At 40.1% G+C, this 20,610-nt stretch carries 14 protein-coding genes; 2 read left to right on the top strand and 12 right to left on the bottom strand.

Annotation, left to right across the window (positions count from 1 at the left end):
• Window positions 1-82: 82 nt before the first annotated feature.
• The 9 genes from EWM59_RS14250 to EWM59_RS14210 all read right to left on the bottom strand — a co-directional run bounded on the left by EWM59_RS14250 (window position 83) and on the right by EWM59_RS14210 (window position 12,853).
• Entirely contained in the window at window positions 83-1,198 is a 1,116-nt protein-coding gene (locus tag EWM59_RS14250) for a DUF2911 domain-containing protein (protein WP_130021673.1), read from the bottom strand.
• Between the two features lie 259 nt (window positions 1,199-1,457).
• Entirely contained in the window at window positions 1,458-2,915 is a 1,458-nt protein-coding gene (locus EWM59_RS14245; protein WP_130021671.1) for a Gfo/Idh/MocA family protein, read from the bottom strand.
• 425 nt (window positions 2,916-3,340) lie between these two features.
• Window positions 3,341-4,867 (bottom strand): glucuronyl esterase domain-containing protein, encoded by a 1,527-nt coding sequence (locus EWM59_RS14240; RefSeq protein ID WP_130021669.1) that lies wholly within the window; start codon window positions 4,865-4,867, stop codon window positions 3,341-3,343.
• A gap of 264 nt (window positions 4,868-5,131) precedes the next feature.
• On the bottom strand, window positions 5,132-6,475 hold the full coding sequence (locus EWM59_RS14235; protein ID WP_130021667.1) for a TolC family protein: 1,344 nt from the start codon (window positions 6,473-6,475) through the stop codon (window positions 5,132-5,134).
• A complete protein-coding gene (locus EWM59_RS14230; RefSeq protein WP_229239362.1) occupies window positions 6,475-7,323 on the bottom strand; it encodes an efflux RND transporter periplasmic adaptor subunit in 849 nt (282 codons plus the stop codon). The genes EWM59_RS14235 and EWM59_RS14230 overlap by 1 nt, the downstream gene beginning before the upstream one ends.
• An 8-nt stretch (window positions 7,324-7,331) precedes the next feature.
• Window positions 7,332-7,562: an FXYD domain-containing ion transport regulator gene (locus tag EWM59_RS14225; protein WP_130021663.1), complete on the bottom strand. Its 231-nt coding sequence runs from the start codon at window positions 7,560-7,562 to the stop codon at window positions 7,332-7,334.
• A gap of 51 nt (window positions 7,563-7,613) precedes the next feature.
• Entirely contained in the window at window positions 7,614-10,829 is a 3,216-nt protein-coding gene (locus tag EWM59_RS14220; RefSeq protein WP_130021661.1) for an efflux RND transporter permease subunit, read from the bottom strand.
• A 77-nt stretch (window positions 10,830-10,906) separates the two neighbouring features.
• Window positions 10,907-11,731 carry an aldo/keto reductase gene (locus EWM59_RS14215; protein WP_130021659.1) on the bottom strand — a complete coding sequence of 275 codons (825 nt, stop codon included), beginning with the start codon at window positions 11,729-11,731 and terminating at the stop codon, window positions 10,907-10,909.
• 204 nt (window positions 11,732-11,935) lie between these two features.
• Window positions 11,936-12,853, bottom strand: coding sequence for a helix-turn-helix domain-containing protein (locus tag EWM59_RS14210; RefSeq protein ID WP_130021657.1), 918 nt, complete (start codon window positions 12,851-12,853; stop codon window positions 11,936-11,938).
• A 216-nt stretch (window positions 12,854-13,069) separates the two neighbouring features.
• Here EWM59_RS14210 and EWM59_RS14205 point away from each other — a divergent pair, with 216 nt between their 5' ends.
• Window positions 13,070-13,405, top strand: a complete 336-nt coding sequence (locus EWM59_RS14205; RefSeq protein WP_130021655.1) for a PadR family transcriptional regulator — start codon at window positions 13,070-13,072, stop codon at window positions 13,403-13,405.
• Window positions 13,406-13,483: 78 nt separating this feature from the next.
• Window positions 13,484-15,988: a PspC domain-containing protein gene (locus EWM59_RS14200; protein WP_130021653.1), complete on the top strand. Its 2,505-nt coding sequence runs from the start codon at window positions 13,484-13,486 to the stop codon at window positions 15,986-15,988.
• Between the two features lie 186 nt (window positions 15,989-16,174).
• Here the strand turns inward: EWM59_RS14200 and EWM59_RS14195 are convergent, their stop codons facing one another.
• The 3 genes from EWM59_RS14195 to EWM59_RS14185 all read right to left on the bottom strand — a co-directional run bounded on the left by EWM59_RS14195 (window position 16,175) and on the right by EWM59_RS14185 (window position 20,606).
• Window positions 16,175-18,091: a histidine kinase gene (locus EWM59_RS14195; RefSeq protein ID WP_130021651.1), complete on the bottom strand. Its 1,917-nt coding sequence runs from the start codon at window positions 18,089-18,091 to the stop codon at window positions 16,175-16,177.
• A 68-nt stretch (window positions 18,092-18,159) separates the two neighbouring features.
• On the bottom strand, window positions 18,160-18,852 hold the full coding sequence (locus tag EWM59_RS14190; RefSeq protein WP_130021649.1) for a hypothetical protein: 693 nt from the start codon (window positions 18,850-18,852) through the stop codon (window positions 18,160-18,162).
• Window positions 18,853-19,160: 308 nt separating this feature from the next.
• Entirely contained in the window at window positions 19,161-20,606 is a 1,446-nt protein-coding gene (locus EWM59_RS14185; RefSeq protein ID WP_130021647.1) for a hypothetical protein, read from the bottom strand.
• Between the last annotated feature and the right edge of the window lie 4 nt (window positions 20,607-20,610).

Genomic DNA, 20,610 nt, shown 5'->3' with positions numbered 1-20,610 from the left:
GTATAGCTTATCAGAAAGTGATTTAATTTTTGTTGAGGTATGAATGACAGCTCAATGGGTTATTGACTTTATCAGGCACTGGTCAGTTTATATCTTTATCTGTTTTTAGTTTCTCAATCATTCCTGCTACACTGTTTTTATTCAGCACATCGGGTGCTTTCTGTAAGGCTACATTCATATATTCTAATGCTTTTTTATAGTCTCCTTTGGCCGAATATATTCTTCCCATGCCTACATTCGTAGTATATTCATCTGGGTGTTTACTGTAATTATACTGCAATACCTTAAATGCTTCTTCTATTTGTCTGGAACTGAGCAAGGTACGACCAAAGAAATGCACTTCTCTCATACTGCCCATCGGCAAGGCTTCCTGAATGATAATATTTGCTTCAGGTTTTTTACCTAATGCCATTAAAACAGCCGCATGTGTACTCAGGGTAGAAAAGTTTTTTTCGCCCATTACCCGCATATTCACGGCTCTGTTTGTCCAGACAAGTGCCTGCTCCAGATCATAATTATTGGCAAGACAAAAATTAGCGGCTTGTATCAAATCACTTGCTGCACGGGTCGTCTGAAAATCTTTTTTGAAAGACTCTATTTGTAACTTTAATCTATCTATTTCTACCTTGAAAGGTATCATTCTTTTCTCCCAGCTAAGTGCAATAGTAGCAGAGTTTTCAGTCTGGTTCAGAAACTCATACTTGAGCCATTCTACACTTTGAGCCAATGGTTGATTTTTTACTTTTACCCGTAGTGCATCGGCCGTAGAATCATAATAAAAACTGCCCCACGAATCACTGTTTTTTGAGAAAATCAGGGTACTCTCGTCAGGGCCATTACTGATAAAAAAACCATAGATACCCGGTTCTAAATCTTTCCCTTCAATTTTTACCCGATGCGAAAACGAAATGGTTGTGTTTTCATTAGCACCTGCCCGCCAGGGTACAGCATAGCTCGTACCATGCCCTAAATCCTGTAGTCCGTAGTGAGCAACTTTAGTACCCCAGATCTTCCCTTCTCTGCCCTTTACACCGGGTCGCCCGTAGTTGATAGCAATTTTTACTATACCAATTTGTTCGGTTACAGAGGCTTTTTTGTTACCACCATCAGGCTCGGTTATGATATTCTGAATCTGTGCAACTGCCACCTGGGTAAATAACAGTAGCAGATACATGAACAAGGGTTTCAATTGTTTCATTTTGGGTGTTTGTTGAAATAAAAAGTATAACCAAAAATAAGTAAACCCTATATGTAGTGTATCACCCAAAGTAGGTGAAAAGCAATGTTACAATATATAATCATATAGTATCTTATGAAGCTAAAAATCCGCTACTATTGGTAAGTATGGCGTAAGAGAGAGCAGGCTGCGGTAGAATCCTTATATGTAATGGATTTTCTTAAAAATAAAAGAGGGACAAAAACTTTGCCCCTCTCATGTTATCATTAAAACGTTCTTTCTATACCTTCCAGCCTTCACGGTAGGTAGTTCTGCCTACAAACTGATTAGCTTCTTCAAGGTTGGTGATTCTTGTGTTTTCACCGTCCCACAATAGTTTTTTACGTGCATAAAACTCTGCCTGACCTTTGGCATTATCTCTTTTCAGCATATAACTTCTGATAGCTAAATTACCCATCAATACCGTTTCAGTCATCGGGCCGGCATAATCAAAAGAGGAGGTTAAGCCTAAATGCTCTTTGCTTTTGAAGCCAGCTTTACAAGCATCTACCCATCTGCGTTGATGTCCGTATTCCGGTTCGATATCTTTTGGTAAATCAGGACCTACTTCTCTGGTACCATCATTCAGGAATAATTTCGGCATCATTGGCGAGCTATCATTGATATTGGTTGTGATAATTCCCTTTTCACCAATAATCATTACACCATTGGCACTGTTGGTACCTCCGATGTCTTCGTTGGCAGGAATAATATCAGGGTGAGACGGTTTGATACCTCCATCACTCCACGTCATTTCTATCTTTGACTGACTCTTAGGTGTTGCATCAAAATGAAGCGTGATAAACGAGGAAGCCGGACAGCCTTCAGGATTATATTCCGGTGCCCACATTTTAGTATAAACTGCGGCCACGCTACACTCGGCATCAGTAGGGTATTTCAAGCCGAGGGTTCTGAAAGGAATGTCTATCAAGTGGCAACCTACATCTCCTAAAGCACCTGTACCATAATCCCACCAACCACGCCAGCCAAATGGATGCATGCCAGGCACATATGGTTTAAATTCGTTAGGGCCAAGCCACAAATTCCAGTCTAAATCTTTTGGTTTTAAGCTATCATCAGGTTTTGGCATGGCATTACCTTGTGGCCATACGGGGCGGTTTGTCCAGATTTGCACTTTTGCGATTTTTCCCAATTTGCCTGAATCAACCCATCCTTGTACCGTTTTTAATAAGGGATTTGAAGCACCTTGGTTACCCATCTGACTCACAATTTTATACTTACGAGCCATTTCGGTCAGCATACGAGCTTCACGAATGTTGTGGGTCATGGGTTTTTGTACATATACGTGTTTGCCACGCTCCATTGCAAAGGCCGCAGCAGGACCATGTACATGGTCAGGAGTAGAGATAGTTACAGCGTCAATATCCTTTTGTTTGTCCAGCATCTCCCGATAGTCGGCATAGAGTTTGGCATTCGGAAATTGTTTTACTGTCTGGCTGGCAGAGCCTGAAAAGTCAACATCGCACAGCGCCGTTATGCGTTCTCTTCCCTTTACCGAAGCATTGGTAATATCGCTTCGGCCTTTACCTCCGGCACCAATGGCTGCAATATTAAGCTGGTCGCTGGGAGAAATAAACCCAAGTCCACCAAGTACATTTCTCGGAACGATAAAAAAAGAAGAAGCAATAGCACCTTTTTTAATAAACGACCTCCTCGATTCGTCTGATTTCTCTTTCATGTTTGAATTCTGTATTTAGGATTGAATAATTGCAGTTGAAGAATGAATAAGAGCATGTTTCTACCCTTCTTTTTAAGCCCTTCTTTTGCTGTGCGCAATGTAGAAAAATTATGCTTAAAAAGCATTGAAAGCAAAGAAAATTAGTTCAGATTTTCGACGAAAGCCTATACAAAACAAGGCTTGTGAAAGCCTTATTGTAAGTATGAATGAGAAGATGATGAAGGTGTAGGGTATTAGGTGTTTAATTCATTTTTAGCATAAGACTAACATGCTGGTTAAAGCTCCTTTTTTAGAAATGGATAACAATGTGAAAGTCATGATTTCACGCAGGAAGAAAGTGGCCTTCAAACGGAAAATCAGAGAATAAAATGGACTTGTCTGTTACCTCCAGACAAGTCCATCAATCAGGCTATTGATTTGAATGCTTACTTTTCATATTTCAGAACCCTGTTAGCCCAGGGAATAAAATGTTGCATATTAGGCCAGTCGGTATGCCCGCCATCATGCTGACGCCATGCTAATTGCCCCTCTAACTTATCTGTATTTACCGGGGGCATTTTTTCTGTCATATAATCATTAGAAACCCCAATATCTTTTGCTCCTAATAATTTAAACACGGCACCTGCTGCCACGGTTGCCATATAACTACCGTGCTGGTCGAGCCATTTAGCATCTCCCTTTTCAGGTATGCCATAGCTGATAAAGGTAGGTCTTGGTGCGCAAAGAGCTATCAGTTCATGCGAATCAACAGGTAAATCACAACCTGTTTTAGTTCCGAAACCTGCTTCTTCGGCACCGTATTTCATATAATTGCCACCCATCCAGTAGTAGAATCCTCCGGTAAGGTTTTCAACTCCTTCTCCAAATATCCGACGGTGTAGGGTAGAACCGCCTTTACCCGATGACCCGATTAAACCTATGGCAAAGCGAGGCTCAAGCGCAAGGGTAACCAAAGCAGCTTTTCCATAACGGGAAACGCCTTCTATGCCTACACGTTTGGCATCTACGGCAGGGTCTGTCTCTAAATAATCCAGCCCACGTGCAGCTCCCCATGCCCATGCCCTTAGTGCACCCCAGTCCTCGGGTTTTCTGGGCTGGCCTTTGTTTACCAGACCAATAATACCTCTGGTTAAACCTGCTCCGTTATCGGCCTGGATACTGGCAGGCTCAATGGTGGCATATCCCCAGCCTGCCGCAATCAATTGCTCTGTTGAGGGCGACTCGCCATTAGTAGCCGGGGCAAAGAAATTGGGGCCAGGTAGTCGGGTAATGGGTGTATAAGCAGGATATTGGTCAAAGATAGCTTTGACAGAGGGGTCATGCTTAATCATCATATCTTTAAATACAGCATTGAGTTTCTCCATATGTTCGGGGCTGGGTTGAGCAGGAGCCGGAAAAGACGGTCTGCCGAACATCATCAGTACAGGCACAGGGCCTTTTACATTGGTAGGCACTACCAGCATCATATTTATATCAACATTGATTAATGGATACTCGCTGTTATCTACGTGTCCTACCAGTTGTTTGGCTATTACAGATGTCCGGCCGACTACTTCTTTATCTGTAATTTTTACTGTCCAGGTTACCTTAGGTACATTTTTCGGGATTCTGCCATAGATTTCTCTTTCAAAATCTTCTACCAATTCAGGTCGGCGTTTATTCCACCAATCGTCGGCAGTAGTTACTTTTCTGCCATTCTTGAGCATCAGGGCATCAGGTAAAACAGGGCAGGGATTAGCGACTGACTCGTTGTAATTGGCAGGATTGGGTGCCGATTCATTACTGTTATAACCGGGTCTTAATTTTTTGATGCCCAGTTGCTGCATCATGTTTTCACGGTCTTGCTGGTCGGTGTATGTTACCAGTGGGGGTACACCATCTCTGGAAGAAGCCGTATTTTGTGCCACCGCACTTGCAGATGCGATTAGCAACGAAAAAAGGATTTTTTTCATTTGAATATTAAGGATTGAATTGGTTTTCTGTAATTGTAAGGTGTGAGGATTACTTCTATGAAATAGCTAAGGATGAGGTATTTATGATAAAATGCCTTTACCTCAAACCTAAGCTTTATTGTAGAACTAAGTAACGAAAAAAAATGACAGGATTCCGAAGATTCTGATGAAATCTGATAAAGTAGCTATATTCAATCAGAAATAGTGGACAGCAGGTAAGATGCCAATAAAAAAGGGAAGCAATTGCTCCCCTTCCTGCATATCTTACTCCTGCCCATCTCCACTATAAAATTGTAGCAGTTTCTGTTGATAACGTATCTGTATGCCTGCACGGGCTACATTAACTTTGGCAGAAGCCAAGGCATTTTGTGCTACAAATAAATCTATCAAAGGAGCCAGTCCATTCTGGAACCGACCTTCCTGCAATTCAAAAGCCGCTTGTGCGGCAGATAACTGTGCCTGTGCCGTAGTGTATTGTTGCTGAGCTGTTTCGTAGTCGGTTAAGGCCTGGTTTATTTCGGCACGTATCTGGTCTTGTCTATCTGTAATATCTAACTCACGGTTGGCTTCTTCAATCCGGTTTTTAGCTACTGCGGTTTTAGTCTGATTCCGGTCAAATATATTCCAGACTAAACTTAACCCTGCGTAGACGTTAACCTGATTGCCTAATTGTCTGATAATGTTTCTTTGTTCAATGGTTTTCAGTACATCATTTCCATTGATATTTTGCTGAAACAAATGTCTTCCGGCAGTCGTAAATCCGCCTGAAGCAACCAGTTGTGGTTTTAGATTAGACTGAATAATTGGCGTTCTGAGCGCAATAGCTTCTCTTTGTTGTTTGAGGGTAAGCAAATCATACCGTTTGTTATAGGCATTGCCTACTAAATCCTGATTTGAAAGCGTAGGCAGACTTTCGTCCGGTAAGTCCTGAAAATCATAGTCGCCTGCCGGGAGGTTCAACCGACGAATCAGAAAAATCTTGTGGTTTTGTAAGAGGTTCTTTGCGGTTATTACCTGTTGTTCGTCCAGACGTGTCTGGGCTTGTTGCTGATACAGCTCATTAGGTAATCTTAAACCTGCTTTCACGAGGTCGGTTAATATGGTGTCTCTTTCCTGTGAAAGGTGCCAGTTCTGGGTGGCAATCTCTATTAGTCGTCTATCTAAAGACAGTTGTAAAAAAGCAAGGCTTAAATCGTTGATTACCTGCTGGCGGGTAAATTTCAGTTGCGAATTAGCAGCTTCTTCTGTTTTCTGCGCTACCTGTACCTGAGATTTTCTGGCACCCCCATCGGCTAACACATAATTACTGTTTGCCTGAAAATTCAGACCTGTAAAGGTACTGGCCACTAAAGAAGGGGTTGCTATCGTGAGCAGGTTACTGCCTGACTGAAAAGTAAAACCTCCGTTAAAAGTAGCATTAGGTAAAAACATATTTTTGGCACCATAGACATCCCACTTAGCTGACTCAATGGTATTCTGTGCTTTTCGGATACCCACATTCTGCTGAATAGCCATTTGCAAGGTTTCCTGAAAACTTAATACTTTGGTTTGTGCCGAAAGACTGACACTATAACACCCTATACATATAAGCAAAAAGACTCTTTTCATTATTTCGTTTGCGGTTTATTCGCCACTTTTACCAGTGAACTATCTATTAATGAATTACCGACATTCAGGGCTACTACGTCTCCTTCATTCAAGCCGGAATAAACACGGTATTGCAACCCGTCGCCTGCACCAATTTTAATAGGTCTGTAATAAATACGATTGTCTTTGATAACAGGAGCGAAATATTTTTCTCCTTTTACTACCAGTGCCTGTGCCGGAATACTGATAAACTCCTGCGCAGGTAAATGAATCAGTACTTTCAGGAAACTACCTGCCAGTATCTGGTTATTGGCATTGTTATATTCTATCTCGGCCAGCATCATACGTGTGCGGGCGTCTAATTCGCCTGTCATACGTGTAATTTTAGCGTGTAATGTGTCGGCAGAACCCGGTATAAGCATATCAACAGGTGTTCCCGGGCGTACCGTTCCGGCATCTGCCTGTTCAATAAAAATAGTAATCCTTAAACGATTCACCTGCGAGATAGTAGCCACAGGCAAAGCACTGCTTTGTGATGAAGTAGCTGCTTGTAATAAAGCGCCTACATCGGCATAACGGGCTGATACATTTCCGGCAAATGGTGCTTTGATGGTTGTATAAGATAATTTTTCTTTTTGAGCATCTAATCTTGCCTTAGCCATTTCTACATCTGCTCGGGCTTTATCTGCTTCCTGGTCGGTTACATATTTTTTAGCCAATAATGATTCTATTCTTTGCAGATAGCTTTGCTTTTGCTTCAGGTCGGCCTCTAAAGCTAATTTTTCCTGCTCCAAATCAGGCGACTCTATGATGGCGATGGTTTGGCCTGCCTTTACGTCTTGTCCTTTATCTACATATAGTTTTTGCAGATAGCCACTTATTTGGCATAAAGGGTTACTGATTGGTAAGGGCGTGCTTCCGCAGAAAGCATAAGGGTTCTGCCTGATTTTTGCTGACTGATAGTAGTAGTAGTTACGGTTACTCCTTCAGATTTGGTGGTAGCAGGAGGCTCTGCAGAACCACCTGTGCAGCTTATCACAAAAATCCCGACGACTACCAAGACGATAGCTAATAATCCGATTCGGCGAAGATTTTGTTGATTTTTCATAATATATATCTGTTTTTGAATGTCTGTTATCATGTCTCTGATTATCTGTTTTTATGCTACTACATGCGTAGTTTCTTCCTGGTCTTCTAATAAACTTACTTTAGCCTTTGCTTTGCCTTTATATAAACCTGCATAAACAGCCGGAACAACAAAGAGTGTAAAGAGTGTGGCGATAATCAAACCACCGATTACGGCACGAGCCAGCGGGGCGTTTTGCTCAGAACCTTCTCCAAGACCAATCGCCATCGGAATCATACCTAAGACCATCGCAAGGGCAGTCATCAGAATAGGACGAAGACGGGTTTTTCCGGCTTCAATTACAGCTTTTAGTACTGAATAGCCTTCCGACCGTAAATCATTCGCATAACTCACTAAAAGCGTAGCATTAGAAGCCGCAATACCAACCGCCATAATAGAACCCATCAGCGACACTACATTAATAGTTGTACCTGTAGCATACAGAAACAAAAGAATACCTACTAAAGCACCCGGAATAGCTACCAATACAATCAATGGGTCTTTTAGCGACTGGAATAAAACCACCATTAATACATATACCAACAAAATAGCCAATACCAGACCCTGTGCCATATTTGTAAAAGATTCGTTCATAACCTGTCCTTGTCCTCTTACGGTAATACCAAATCCTTTGGGTAATTGTCCCAGCCCTTTCACAATGCGGTCAATATCAGCCGAAACCGAACCTAAATCTCTGCCTTCTACATTGGCCGAAACATTGAGTACCCGCTGAATATTTTCATGATTAATCTGGCTTGGCATTACACCCGGTTTTATGTCTGAAACATTGCGTACTGTCTGGGCAATTTGTCGTGGCACATCAGTTGGTTGAACGGTTGAATTACTATTTAATGCACCTGCTGCGGCACTGGTAGTTAAGGGTAGATTCATTAAATCACTTACCGACTGAATTTTGGACGTAGGCGATTTTACTACTACCGTATAGTTCACGTTATTGGCCGGATTCAGAAAGTAAGAAGGAGCAAACAACCCACTCGACGATAAGTTTACCAATAGGTTACTGGCTACGTCTCTCTGGCTTAAACCCACCTGTGCGGCTCTGATACGGTCAACATCAACTTTCAGGGTAGGGTAGTCTAATACCTGTTTTATAGTAACATCTTTCAAGCCTTCTACTTTTTTGAGCGAATCTCTCAGCACTTTGGCTAACTCATAACCTTTGTTATAATCATTTACTTCTACCTGCAAATCAATGGGCGAACTTAACCCAAAGTTTAATACCTGACCTACCATGTCAGCAGTCTGAAAATAGGATTGTGTACCGGGGAAATCGTTATCTAATGCTTCTCTTATTTTGTTCCGGTAAATTTCGGTCGGCTTATGGTCTTTTTTGAGCGAAATCATAATTTCAGCATCCATACCATTCACATTATCCGACTGCACGTAGGCTAAGTTAAAGAAAATCGGTACCCCTATATTGGCACTTATTGTACCTAATTCTTCGGGCGGTATTATTTTCTTTACCGCTTCCTCAATCCGCTCAACATACTTTTCTGTTTCTTCAATACGTGTACCGAATGGGGCTCTGAAATGTAACTTCATAAATCCTGTATCGGTAGTCGGAAAGAAGTCTGTACCAACCCTTGGAGTTACTAAAATTACTGTTAAAACCACTAAGACCAAAGAACCAATTAATACCCAACCTTTTCGCTTCAAGGTTTTGCGCAATCGGCTACCATAGGAATTTTGCAAGCGTTCAAACTGATGGTCTCTCCAACGGTCAAATTTTGTGGTATGTGCCTCATGAGCACCTGCTGAAAGCATTAATCTTGATAATAAGGGAACAAGCGTTCTTGACAATACATAAGAGGTAAGCATGGCTACCACCACCGATAGGGCCATTGGCACGAATAAATACCCTGCAGGGCCTGTAATAAATAATACCGGAATAAACACAATACATATAGAAAGTGTAGCTACCAAGGCAGGCGTAGCAATATCAGCTGCACCATCTAATATAGCTCTTACCAATGATTTACCCATACTCAGGTGTCGGTGGATACTTTCTATGGCTACAGTAGCATCATCTACCAACATACCAACTGCCAGAGACAGTCCTCCGAGCGTCATAATATTGAGCGAATTACCCGTCAGGTCTAATACCACAATGGCTGTCAGAATAGCCAATGGAATAGAGGTAACTACAATAAATACGTTTCTCCAGTTACCCAGGAAACCAAAAATCATGAGACCTACCAGAAAAATAGCCAGACCCATTTCGTGCAAAACGTTCTCAATAGCAGCACTTACAAATATACTCTGGTCAAAATCAGTCCCTACTTCCAATCCTTCGGGGGCTACTTCCTTGATTTTCGGAATCATGTTTTTAGATGATTCAACGATAGTGAGGGTCGAGGCACTTGATTTCCGCAGGATAGTCAGATAACTGGCGTGTTTACCATTGATACGTACAATATTAGTCGGGTCAGCAAAAGAGTCTGATATTTTGCCTACATCTTCTATCTTGATAGTTTGCCCGTTGATTACTTTTACAGGTATATCGTAAAACTGGTCAATTGTGCTTGGGCTGGCATTCAGGGCAATGTTATATTCTGTTTGCCCCATTTTGGCAGTACCAGCCGGAAGAATAACGTTTGAGCTTTGTAAGGCAGAGATAACATCAGCGGCAGAAAGACCTTTGGCCGTTAATTGAGCAGGGTCAATATCTATATTAATCTGGCGTTGCTTACCCCCATAAACGCCGGGTGTCTGTAAGCCCGGAATAGTAAATAAACGCAATCGTAAAAAGTTATTGGTATAATCGGCCACAGCATCTTCGCCCATAGTTTCACTCGAAATAATCATGTGCAATACAGGTAAATTCGAGGCATTATAAGGCAATAGCACGGGAGGCTGCATACCCGGAGGCATCTGGCGTAGTGCCGTAGAAGATACTGCTGAAATCTGGGCTAAAGCCTGACCTAAATCAGTTCCCGGTTGAAAATATACTCTTAACAGACCTATACCCGGAATAGAGCTTGATTCGATACGTGATACCCCTTGTACCTGCGAGGAAATTCCACGTTCGTTGTTGATGACAACCCGACGCTCCATATCCTGTGCTGAAAGACCTGGATATGCCCATACAATATTTACAACAGGTATATCAATTTTAGGAAAAATATCCGTTTGCATAGAACGGATTGCCATAACACCTCCAAGCATCATCAAAAAAGCCATGACTGCAATGGTATAAGGGCGGTTGAGGGCTAATCGAACAATCCACATAGTAATTCAGGTTTTAATCGTAATAAGGATAGTTAATCCGTCAATGTATAAGGTATGCTGTACCAGATATGCTGTGCTTAATTCAACACCGAGGGCATCATATTCCATACAGCGAGGTTTTCCTGCAAATGCTTTTCCGACGAGGTGCCGGGTATTGGTATAATATTCGGTGCTTTTTCGAGCAACCAGAGCAAAGATAATTGTGGTAAAGTAATACCCATTTCCACTGCTTTCTGCTGATATTTAGGTGCTTTGTCGGTGTCTATCATGGCAGTAGGGCAGTATGCTATGAAAGCGATATTTTCACTGGCACAGGTCTGGGCAAATTTCAGATGTGTCTGATTGGCTATACTCAAAGAATTTTGTACCGAAGCAATTCGGGTTATGTTCTGTGCTAAACGGAGTTGGTCTAATTTGATGTTGGATAAACCAATCTCACGGATTTTTCCTTGTTTTTTCAAAGTAGCGAGCATCCATACCGATTCTTCAATCGGCACTTCGGGGTCAACATGGTCTAACTGATACAAATCAATGGTTTCCAAATTTAACCGACGCAGACTGGCTTCAACGGTTGTTTTCAAATAACCGGGCTTGCCACTGGCAAACATTTTTCCGGGAGCATATTTAACTGAGCCACCTTTGGTAGCTACTATAACTTCTTTCTTAAAAGGCTCTATGGCTTCGGCCAAAATCAGTTCCGAACAACCAGGGCCATAGGCATCGGCAGTATCGAAAAAATTGACACCTAACTCGTAGGCTTTTCTTATTACCTTAATTACTGCTTGTCGGTCAGCAGGTTCTCCCCACGACCCTGCGCCTGTAGTAGCCCGCATTGTACCCAAGCCAATCCGGTTGATGGCCAAAGTGTCTCCAATAGTAAATTGTTTGTTGAGAACCTCCATGAAACTGTTATTGGTAAAATACCATACAAAGTTCTACCTGTCAAGCCGTAAAATCACGGTAAGTTTTGCAGGAAGAATGGTAAAAATCGAAGATTCAGGGATTGAAAAAGGATAAAATATAGGATTATACTGAGATTTTTTAGGAAGGATTGCTTAAGCTGATCAATATGCAAGAATGATTTTGTGCAATAAAATAGTTAAATATTACGCAGTCTGCATACGATACTCCCTTGGAAGTATTCCGGTAGATTTTTTGAAGAATTTGGTAAAATTGGTCGGCTCATCAAAGCGCAGACGGTAGGCAATTTCTGTTACCGACAACTCAGTGGTATGTAATAAAGATTTAGCTTCAAAAACCAATCGTTCATTAATCAGTTGTTTGGCCGATTTACCTAACTCTTTTCTTAAAGTATTACTCAGGTGGTTAGGGTGTACATTCAATTGTTCGGCAAATTCATTTACTGTGAATACTTTCCCTGTTCTTCCTTTAGACAATAGTAGAAAATGTTCTTCTAACAGGCGCTCAAAAGCTCTGCTTAGTCTATAGTTTTTAGCATGGTCGGTAATGGTATGGGTGTGTATCTTGTAGGTTTCCTGCCCCTTAATAAAAAAGATGTGTAACAGATGGCGCATTACCTCCCAACGGCAAGCAGAAGTACTATTTACTTCTTTGAGCATCAATTCAAATAAATCTATAAAGGGTTTTTGTTCGTCGGCAGATAAATCAAATACAGCTCTACCCTCTAACTGAAACATCGGTAGTTCGCGTATGGTGTGTAGCCCTTCGGGTGTAGCCGCAAAGAAATTATCATTAAAAAAACAGACGTAGCCCGTCAGGTCTTCTAAGCGATGGTATTGATGCAAATGCCAGGGACTAAGAAAATATAAGGAACCTGCCTGCATCATGAAATCGGAGATACCTACTTTAAAAGCTAATTTCCCGCTTGTAATAAGGGCAAATATATAAGAATCACTCCGATACACAGGGCTAATGGCAGGTCTTGTCCGCATCGCTTCTTCAAATCTATACAATTGAAAATCGGGCGAATGTGGGTCGGGCAAACCCAAAGCCTGCATCAGTTTTGTGATGCCAATAAAAACTTCAAAATCAGGCGTTTTCACAAACGAATGGTTAATGTCTCAAAAGTACAAACAGAATCCCTATCAATGGTTAAAAATCAATAAATTCGTCCTTAAAAATTACGATTTACTCATGGTTTTTTACCGTTCATAACAATTGCAGGATTTTTTTTGCCAAGTATCTTGCATTGCATAGTACCTTTTATTAACTTTGTATCATTAAGTTCAGCAGAAAATGCTTTAAACGCTATAGATAATATGGATTTAGAAAACGCCCAAGTGCAGATGCGGAAAGGAATATTGGAGTACTGCATCTTACACATTATTTCGAGGGGCGAAATTTATGCCTCCGAAATTTTAGACGAACTTATCAATGCCAGAATTATGGTAGTTGAAGGTACGCTCTATCCACTCCTGACCCGCCTGAAAAACTCCGGTCTTTTAGATTACAAATGGGTTGAATCAACTTCTGGCCCGCCAAGAAAATACTATGTGCTAACCGATACAGGACAATTGTTTTTGGATAATCTTAATAGTACATGGAATGAACTTTCGGAGTCGGTAACAACGATTATCAGTAAGAAAACCAAATAAGACCTAAAACACTGAAGACTTACCTTTCATTTATTTAGCCACTACGGCAATTGCGTGTGGTACTTACAGTTTAAGACAATGAAAAAGACAATACAAATTAATATAGCAGGCGTAGTTTTCAATATAGAGGAAGATGCCTACGACAAATTAAACAATTACCTGCGTTCCATTCAGCAGTACTTCTCGTCATACGAAGGGAATCAGGAAATTGTTTCAGACATTGAGGCCAGAATTGCTGAGAAGTTCTGGACAAAAGATAAATCAGATGGTGCTTCTCAGGTAATTACTCTTGAAGGTGTAAACGACCTTATCAAATCGATGGGTAGTGTAGCCGATTTTGAAGCCTTTCAGGAAGAAGAAGATTTAAAAAGCTCTTCTTACACCAAAGCTGAAAGCAAAAGTTTTTCAGGAACTCCTGCAGAAGAAAAAACTACTTTTGGTAGCGAACAAGCTACTACAGCAGGGCCAAAACGTTTGTATCGTGATGTAAAACGTAAAGCTTTAGGTGGGGTTTTGGCAGGTCTGGCACATTATTTCAATATTGATGTGGTTTGGGTACGCATTATCTTCTTATTACTTTTCCTGGGTGTACCACCATTGATTGATGAGCTGGCTCCTGTTTCAGGATTTGTTTTCTTAGGCTATTTTGTGTGCTGGTTAGTGTTTCCGCCCAGCACAAACCTCGTGGAAGACGAGAAAATCAAGAAGTTTTATCGGGATAACGACAATAAGGTGCTAAGTGGTGTCGCCAGTGGTTTAGCAGCTTATTTCGGAGTGGATGTAACCGTTATTCGTTTACTATTTGTATTGAGTGTGCTACTTTTTGGTACGGGTATTTTGGCCTATATTATTCTATGGATAGTAGCACCTAAAGCACAGACACTTACCCAGAAAATGGAAATGAAAGGCGAACCTGTAACACTGTCTAATATTGAAACCAATATCAAAGAAGGTTTAAAAGTGGACAAAAGTGCACCTGAAAATGCAATTACTAAAATCCTTCTGTTCCCTTTCCGTTTAATTGCGATCGTTATCAAAGGAATTGGTGAAATTCTGAAAAACCTGGGGCCTGTAGTAAGAGTTTTAGTAGGTATCTTCCTGATGCTTTTTGCCTTAGCTATGTTGGTTGCAGTAGTTGCTTCCATTGCCGCTTTCTTTGGCTTAGTAACAGGTTTTGAAGGAGATTTCTTCGACCATAGTCCTTTCAGAGTCTTTGCTGATGATATTAATCCTATGGCAGGTTTCTTTGGTTTCCTTGCCGGTTTCACACCATTCCTGGCGCTATTATTTGTTGGTTTGATATTAATGACCAACCGCCGCATAGGTACCCGTAACTTCTGGATTTCATTATTAGGCTTATGGTTAATAGGTTTAATGGGAACGGGTATTTTAGCAACAAAATATGCCCTAAACTTTAAAAACAGAGCCAAAGTAGAAGTAATTAAAAACTATGCTGTACCAGCGCAAACCTTAGTACTTGATGCTAATAATTATTATGATGACGAAGATGGTTTAGAAATAAAAGAAGGTGTAGATGTAGCTTTAGAGGGGTATGAAGGTACGGATTTAAAATTGGAGCAAAGATTCAGATCGGCAGGCCGCTCAAGAGCTGATGCTGAAAACAATGCCAAAAATGTACTGTACAATATAAAGCAGAAAGATTCATCGCTTGTTTTTGACAGATACCTGCTTCTTGGTGAAAAAGCACGCTTACGTGACCAGGATTTAGACATGACCTTGTACATTCCGTTCGATAAGCCTTTTAAACTTACCCGTAGTTTCTACGATATTTATCATGGCCGTTGGAATGACCATACAAACTTTGATGTAGACCGTGATGATGTGGATAAGTACACCTTTGTGATGAAACGTGATTCCGGTATGATTTGTAGAGACTGTCCGAAACTGAGCGATGAAGAAAGAGAGGCTCTGAGAGACAGAAACAATCACTATGATGAAGACGGTAACTCATTCAATATGGAAGTATTTGAGGGTAAGGGACAATTTGAAAAGAAATTCGATGTCAGAAACTTCAGTAAGATAGATATAGGTGGAGCCTTTATAGTTACCGTTCGTCAGGGAGAGTCATTCAATGTTACAGCGGATTCAGATAGTCAGGATAATATTGATGATTTAGATGTAGATGTAAAAGGCGAAACACTTGAAATTGAATACAGAGATAAGTTCTCGTTCAGCCGCCGTAATGAAAGAACCAGAATCATTATTACCATGCCAAAAGTAGAAGGGCTTGATTTTTCAGGCGCTTCAACAGCTAAAGTAATAGGCTTTAAAGACAAAAATCAGGATATTGATATTAACCTGACAGGGGCAGTAAAAGCAGCCATAGATGTAGATGCCCGAAATATAAATTTAGATGCTACCGGAGCTGCTAATGCTGATTTCCGTGGCTCGGCCGACAGAATGGATATTGACGTAACAGGTGCCTGCCATATTGATGCCAGAAAAATGGAAATTAATGATGTAAAAGCCGAGGCAACCGGCGCAAGCCACGTAGAATTAGGAAGAGTGAAAAACCTGAACTCTTCTAATACCAGCGGTGCAAGCAAGATTACGAGAGAGTAATAGTAATTATCTCTGATACAAGAAAGAGATCGTTCAGTAGAGCGGTCTCTTTTTTCCATCAAATCAGAAAATATTCATTTGCAGCCAAAAGAAATAAGTTTAAACAGTTTCTTATATATTATGTATTCTATTGTCTAAAGTATCTATTGACTCTGATTACAAATTTCAATGTAGAATAAAGGAAAGTTATAACTCGTACAAAATTCTAACCATTGTACCCACAGAATTATTATGCTCGTATAAGTCGTTAGTAGAAATTGCTATCTTGTTTGAATAATTCCTGTTAAATAGCTCAACTCTCTGGTTTGTGATTTCCGTTCCCTTAGATTGGTGGTTTTTCATTGATTTTACTTTTAGCTCATTAGCTTTAATCCGCCCAATTCCGTTATCTTTAATCAGAAATTCTACCATTGTTTCGTTGATTTTCTTGATAAATACTTCTATTCTTTTGTCGGGCTTAGTGCTGGGCATCAGGCCATGCCAGATAGAATTTTCTACAAACGGTTGCAGTAGCATAGGTGGAATCTGCAAAGCTTCGGCTTCTATTTGCTCATCAACCATAACAGAATAGCTGAAATTATCGCCAAAACGCCTTTTTTCTATATCCAGATAAAGGCGCAATGCTAAGAGTTCTTCTGATAAACGAATAACGTTCTTTTCAGAATGATTAAGAATCATCCGTAATAATTTTGAAAACTTCGACAGATAGTCGCTTGCATTTTCATTATCGTTTATCATTACCATGTATCTGATAGAGTTCAGACTATTAAATAAAAAATGTGGATTCATCTGGCTGCGCAGTGCCATCATTTCTACCTGCATGGTTTTTTGTTCGAGTTCAGTTTTTATGTTGCGTTCTTCTTCAATTTTTTTGGCTATGGCCAGTGCAAAGACGATTATTTCGATAAGAATTGCTAACGGAAGCGTAAACAAGTGATTAAAAATCCCATACCAGTGCTGATGATTCAGTATTCCGGCTTTAAGCCATGCCAGCATGCCAAATACGATTAAAAACCCATTGCCAAAGAGCAGGTACTTTACCATCGATGAGCGTACATTTCTGGCTATATAAACTATCGTACCCGTGTATAACAAAAATAATGGAATACGATTGTTGTTAAACAACCATACTTGCAGGCCGGAATCGTTTGTGAGTAAAAGCCAAAAAAACACAAGAATACTATATACAATAAAACCCTTACCTAATCGACTAAGAAATTTAGATAATTGATGATGGTTTTTCCGAAGATCGAGTAATTCTGTTACAAAAAAGAGATAGACTGCCAAGCCAAGCCACATAATAGTTTCGGCGGCATAAAACTTAATCATTGGTACTAAACCTAATAATCGTCCGACGTAGGTAAAACTCCGGCTCTTGAATAATGTAAAAGCAAAAGCAGATAATACATAGAGTAAATAATAAAGATAAATTTTTTCATGGCGATTGCGGTAGAAAATTAAAAAAGCAATCACCAGGATAATCCCGAGTCCTCCCTGATAAAAGGTTCTTACCTGTAATTCTTCCAGATTGTGCACATAATAATTATCAAGCCATTGTTCAAACCTCTTCTCGTTTAATAGTGCGTAAGTTGTTTTAATGGCTCGCTGGGGAAATAATCTTAAAAAAGGAATTACTCCTTTATGGTTTGATGCCTTAATATACAATTCGATAGTTTCGCCGGCAGCCAAAGAGAAGTCAAACACGCCCAATAGCTCGTTTCGGCTCATTCCCCATGTAGATACAAACTCACCATTCTGATAGTGTTCTATTTGCTGATTATTCCTGAATATATAGTAATCGCTCTGTTCGTTATCAGGGTTTCTGATAAAATATTGCTGTGGTTTATTGAATTGATTTTTCAGACTAAATCTTATCCAGACAATCTGATTACGAGGAACCTGATACTCTTTTGTAAGAATTTGCCAATGTTGATTTCTGTTCGCCTTTTCGATTGTTTCATCTGATGTAGATGCATAAATCTCGCCGAAATGGTATAGAGGAACGTATGCTGAGGTATCTGTTATTATTAAGGTATCTCTTTTTCCTATAGCAGGAATAGTCAGGCACAAAAACAAGACTATCTTCAGGTAACTTTTACTCATGTAGTCAAAAAAATCATGCTCCTATCGAATAGCATTGCTTAAAATTGGCAAATCTTATGCAGATAACCTTAGTTTTTCGTGTATTTAAAGTTTATTTTTATTCGGCATGTGGGTAAATTAGGAATTTTAAATGTGTAATTCATGGTTCCACTCATACTTTCAGGGCTAATTACTTTAACATCATATATGGTTGTAATTACATCACTGTCGGTTAGTTGTAAAATACACTTATAAACATTTGGTTCAACCGGAAACCATTTAGCTTCTTTGGCGGGTAATAAAGCAACTGGAGAGAATGGTTTATCAAATGTTTTATCACCGCTTTCAAGCATCTTTACTTTTTCGAGTTGGGTTTCTACTCCTTTAGGGCAATTCCCAACTTGTGGTTTTTCGCTTGCTATTGTCCACTTTCCATCTTCAGGTTGTATGTTCTGATGAATGGACATTGACCAAGGGACTACTAACGGCTCTCCTTTACCCCCAAAATACTCATGTAATTCTTTTGGTGAACGTTTCCGGTCAGGATAATTCATTCTTTCCCCAATAACATTGGTTACGAATGCCAGAATACCTTTTTTATTTTCATAAGTACCCAAATAATCAAACATCAAATCCAGTTGTTTATAGGTAAAGGGGTGGTCATAGAAAACACAACCCTTTGGAAGTTGGCAAAACGCCACTTTAGGTTTATCGTTGGACTGTGCAAATGTTCCGAAGGTTGTAATCAGCGTTAGTAGAGCAACCAATAAGTTTTTTTTCATGATATAATATAGTTTATTACTGGCTTTGATATGCGTTAGTATGTCTTTTGGTACAGATAATTTTTAACCTTTTGTCCTTACCTGTTAGTTGCATTTTTTCAATACCTCTAATGCAAGTTTTTTGGCAGTTTCAATATTTTCATCGGCATCAGCACTTATATTTACAATTACCCTGAAGGTAACCTTTCCTGACAATATAATCAGATAATTGCTGCTGTACTCCCAGGTTCAGACTCATCTAACACCAGGAAAATTGGGAATACTATCAGGCATATACTTAAAATAAATTTGTAAAACAGTTTCATAAATTAATATTGATAAGTTATAACCAGACTATGAAACTGCAAAGTGTTGCCAGCCCAGTTGCCAACCGATGAGACATTGACGTAATAAGAATAATCCAGATTAGAGATGGTTTCATTTGCCACAACGCTATTAATACTCCTTATACTGCCAATAGCACCACTAGTTGTAGCTGTTGCAATGGTGGTAAAGCTATTAGTTGTGTGGGTGTTACGGCTAAAAGTAAACGATAGGTCAGATGCCGAGTTGTCTAAAACATATATTCTTACATTTGTTATTTTTACACCATCAGGAAGGTTAACTGGTAAGTACATGGTAGCTCCCGTAGTGGTTGTATTAAACCATGCATAGCCGCTACCCTTACGTAGCTCGTCATCCCAGTCCTGTGCTTGCACATGGCTGAAATTATAGCTCATGTACTGATTAGAACTATTATCGACACGCAGAATGCCATCTTTATCAGCAAATACATGCCGACGTTCAAGCAAATTTGTTTCTGTAAAATCAAGCAGGTTTGACCGTATGGTACCACCCACATCAAGATTCGCCTTTGCGGCTATATATTCACTACCAGAATAAACAGGTCTGACGGTTACCTTCCCTTCATCATCTATGCGCATAGCATAATTGCCATTTACATTATAGTTTTGTTGCTTGGCTGAAGAAAAGAAAAATAAACCCGTAGAAGATAATGAACCGAAATCTTCAAGTACACCTCCTGAAAGGGTTTTTCCGGCCCTCAAGGTTAGCTGATCATGAATTATTACCTGAGAAAAATTAGCGGTAGTATTTTTGAATGTAGCTACCGTATCATTTGCGCCCTCTACATGAAAGGGATATTTAGGACTGCTCACACCAATACCTGTAAAACCTGTGGTGCCATTAATGACAAAGCGGTTTTTATTATCAGACCTGAACAGAAAAGAACCAGTTGTGTTAGATTCAATAGTTATTGCGGCATCTCCGGCAATTTTAAAATTACCTATGCCTGATGTCAAATAAGCCTTGTTATTCAGACTGACGGTAGTATTTCCATCAACATTCGTATTACCAAAAAAGGCGACGTTTTCATCGTTTTCAAGAACATTCAGTCTGTAAAAGCCAGCGTTAGCATTGTCGGCTAAAACCAGTTTGCCATTAGCATTCAGGTTAAACTTTGGCCCAATAGTAGAATCCACACTCGGGAATAGCAAAATACCGTTTTTTCCGAAAATCTGCATACTGCTATAGGAAGTTGTGATACGCCCATGCAATTGCCCATAATTATAAAAGTCAATAGGGGTAAGGTGTAAATCAGATGTAATCTTTAATGGTTTTGTATGCTCTGACCTGATTTCAGTACCAATAACTGAATTGGCAAACACACTTTTGCCCGGCTCAATGCTTACTGTCTGTGCCATTGTCTGGCTAACTATGCCAATTAGCAATAGAATAAATAATTTTACTTTCATGGTC

Source organism: Emticicia agri, from assembly GCF_004168285.1.
Classification (GTDB): Bacteria; Bacteroidota; Bacteroidia; order Cytophagales; family Spirosomataceae; genus Emticicia; species Emticicia agri.
This window is presented reverse-complemented; position numbering and strand designations above follow the sequence as displayed.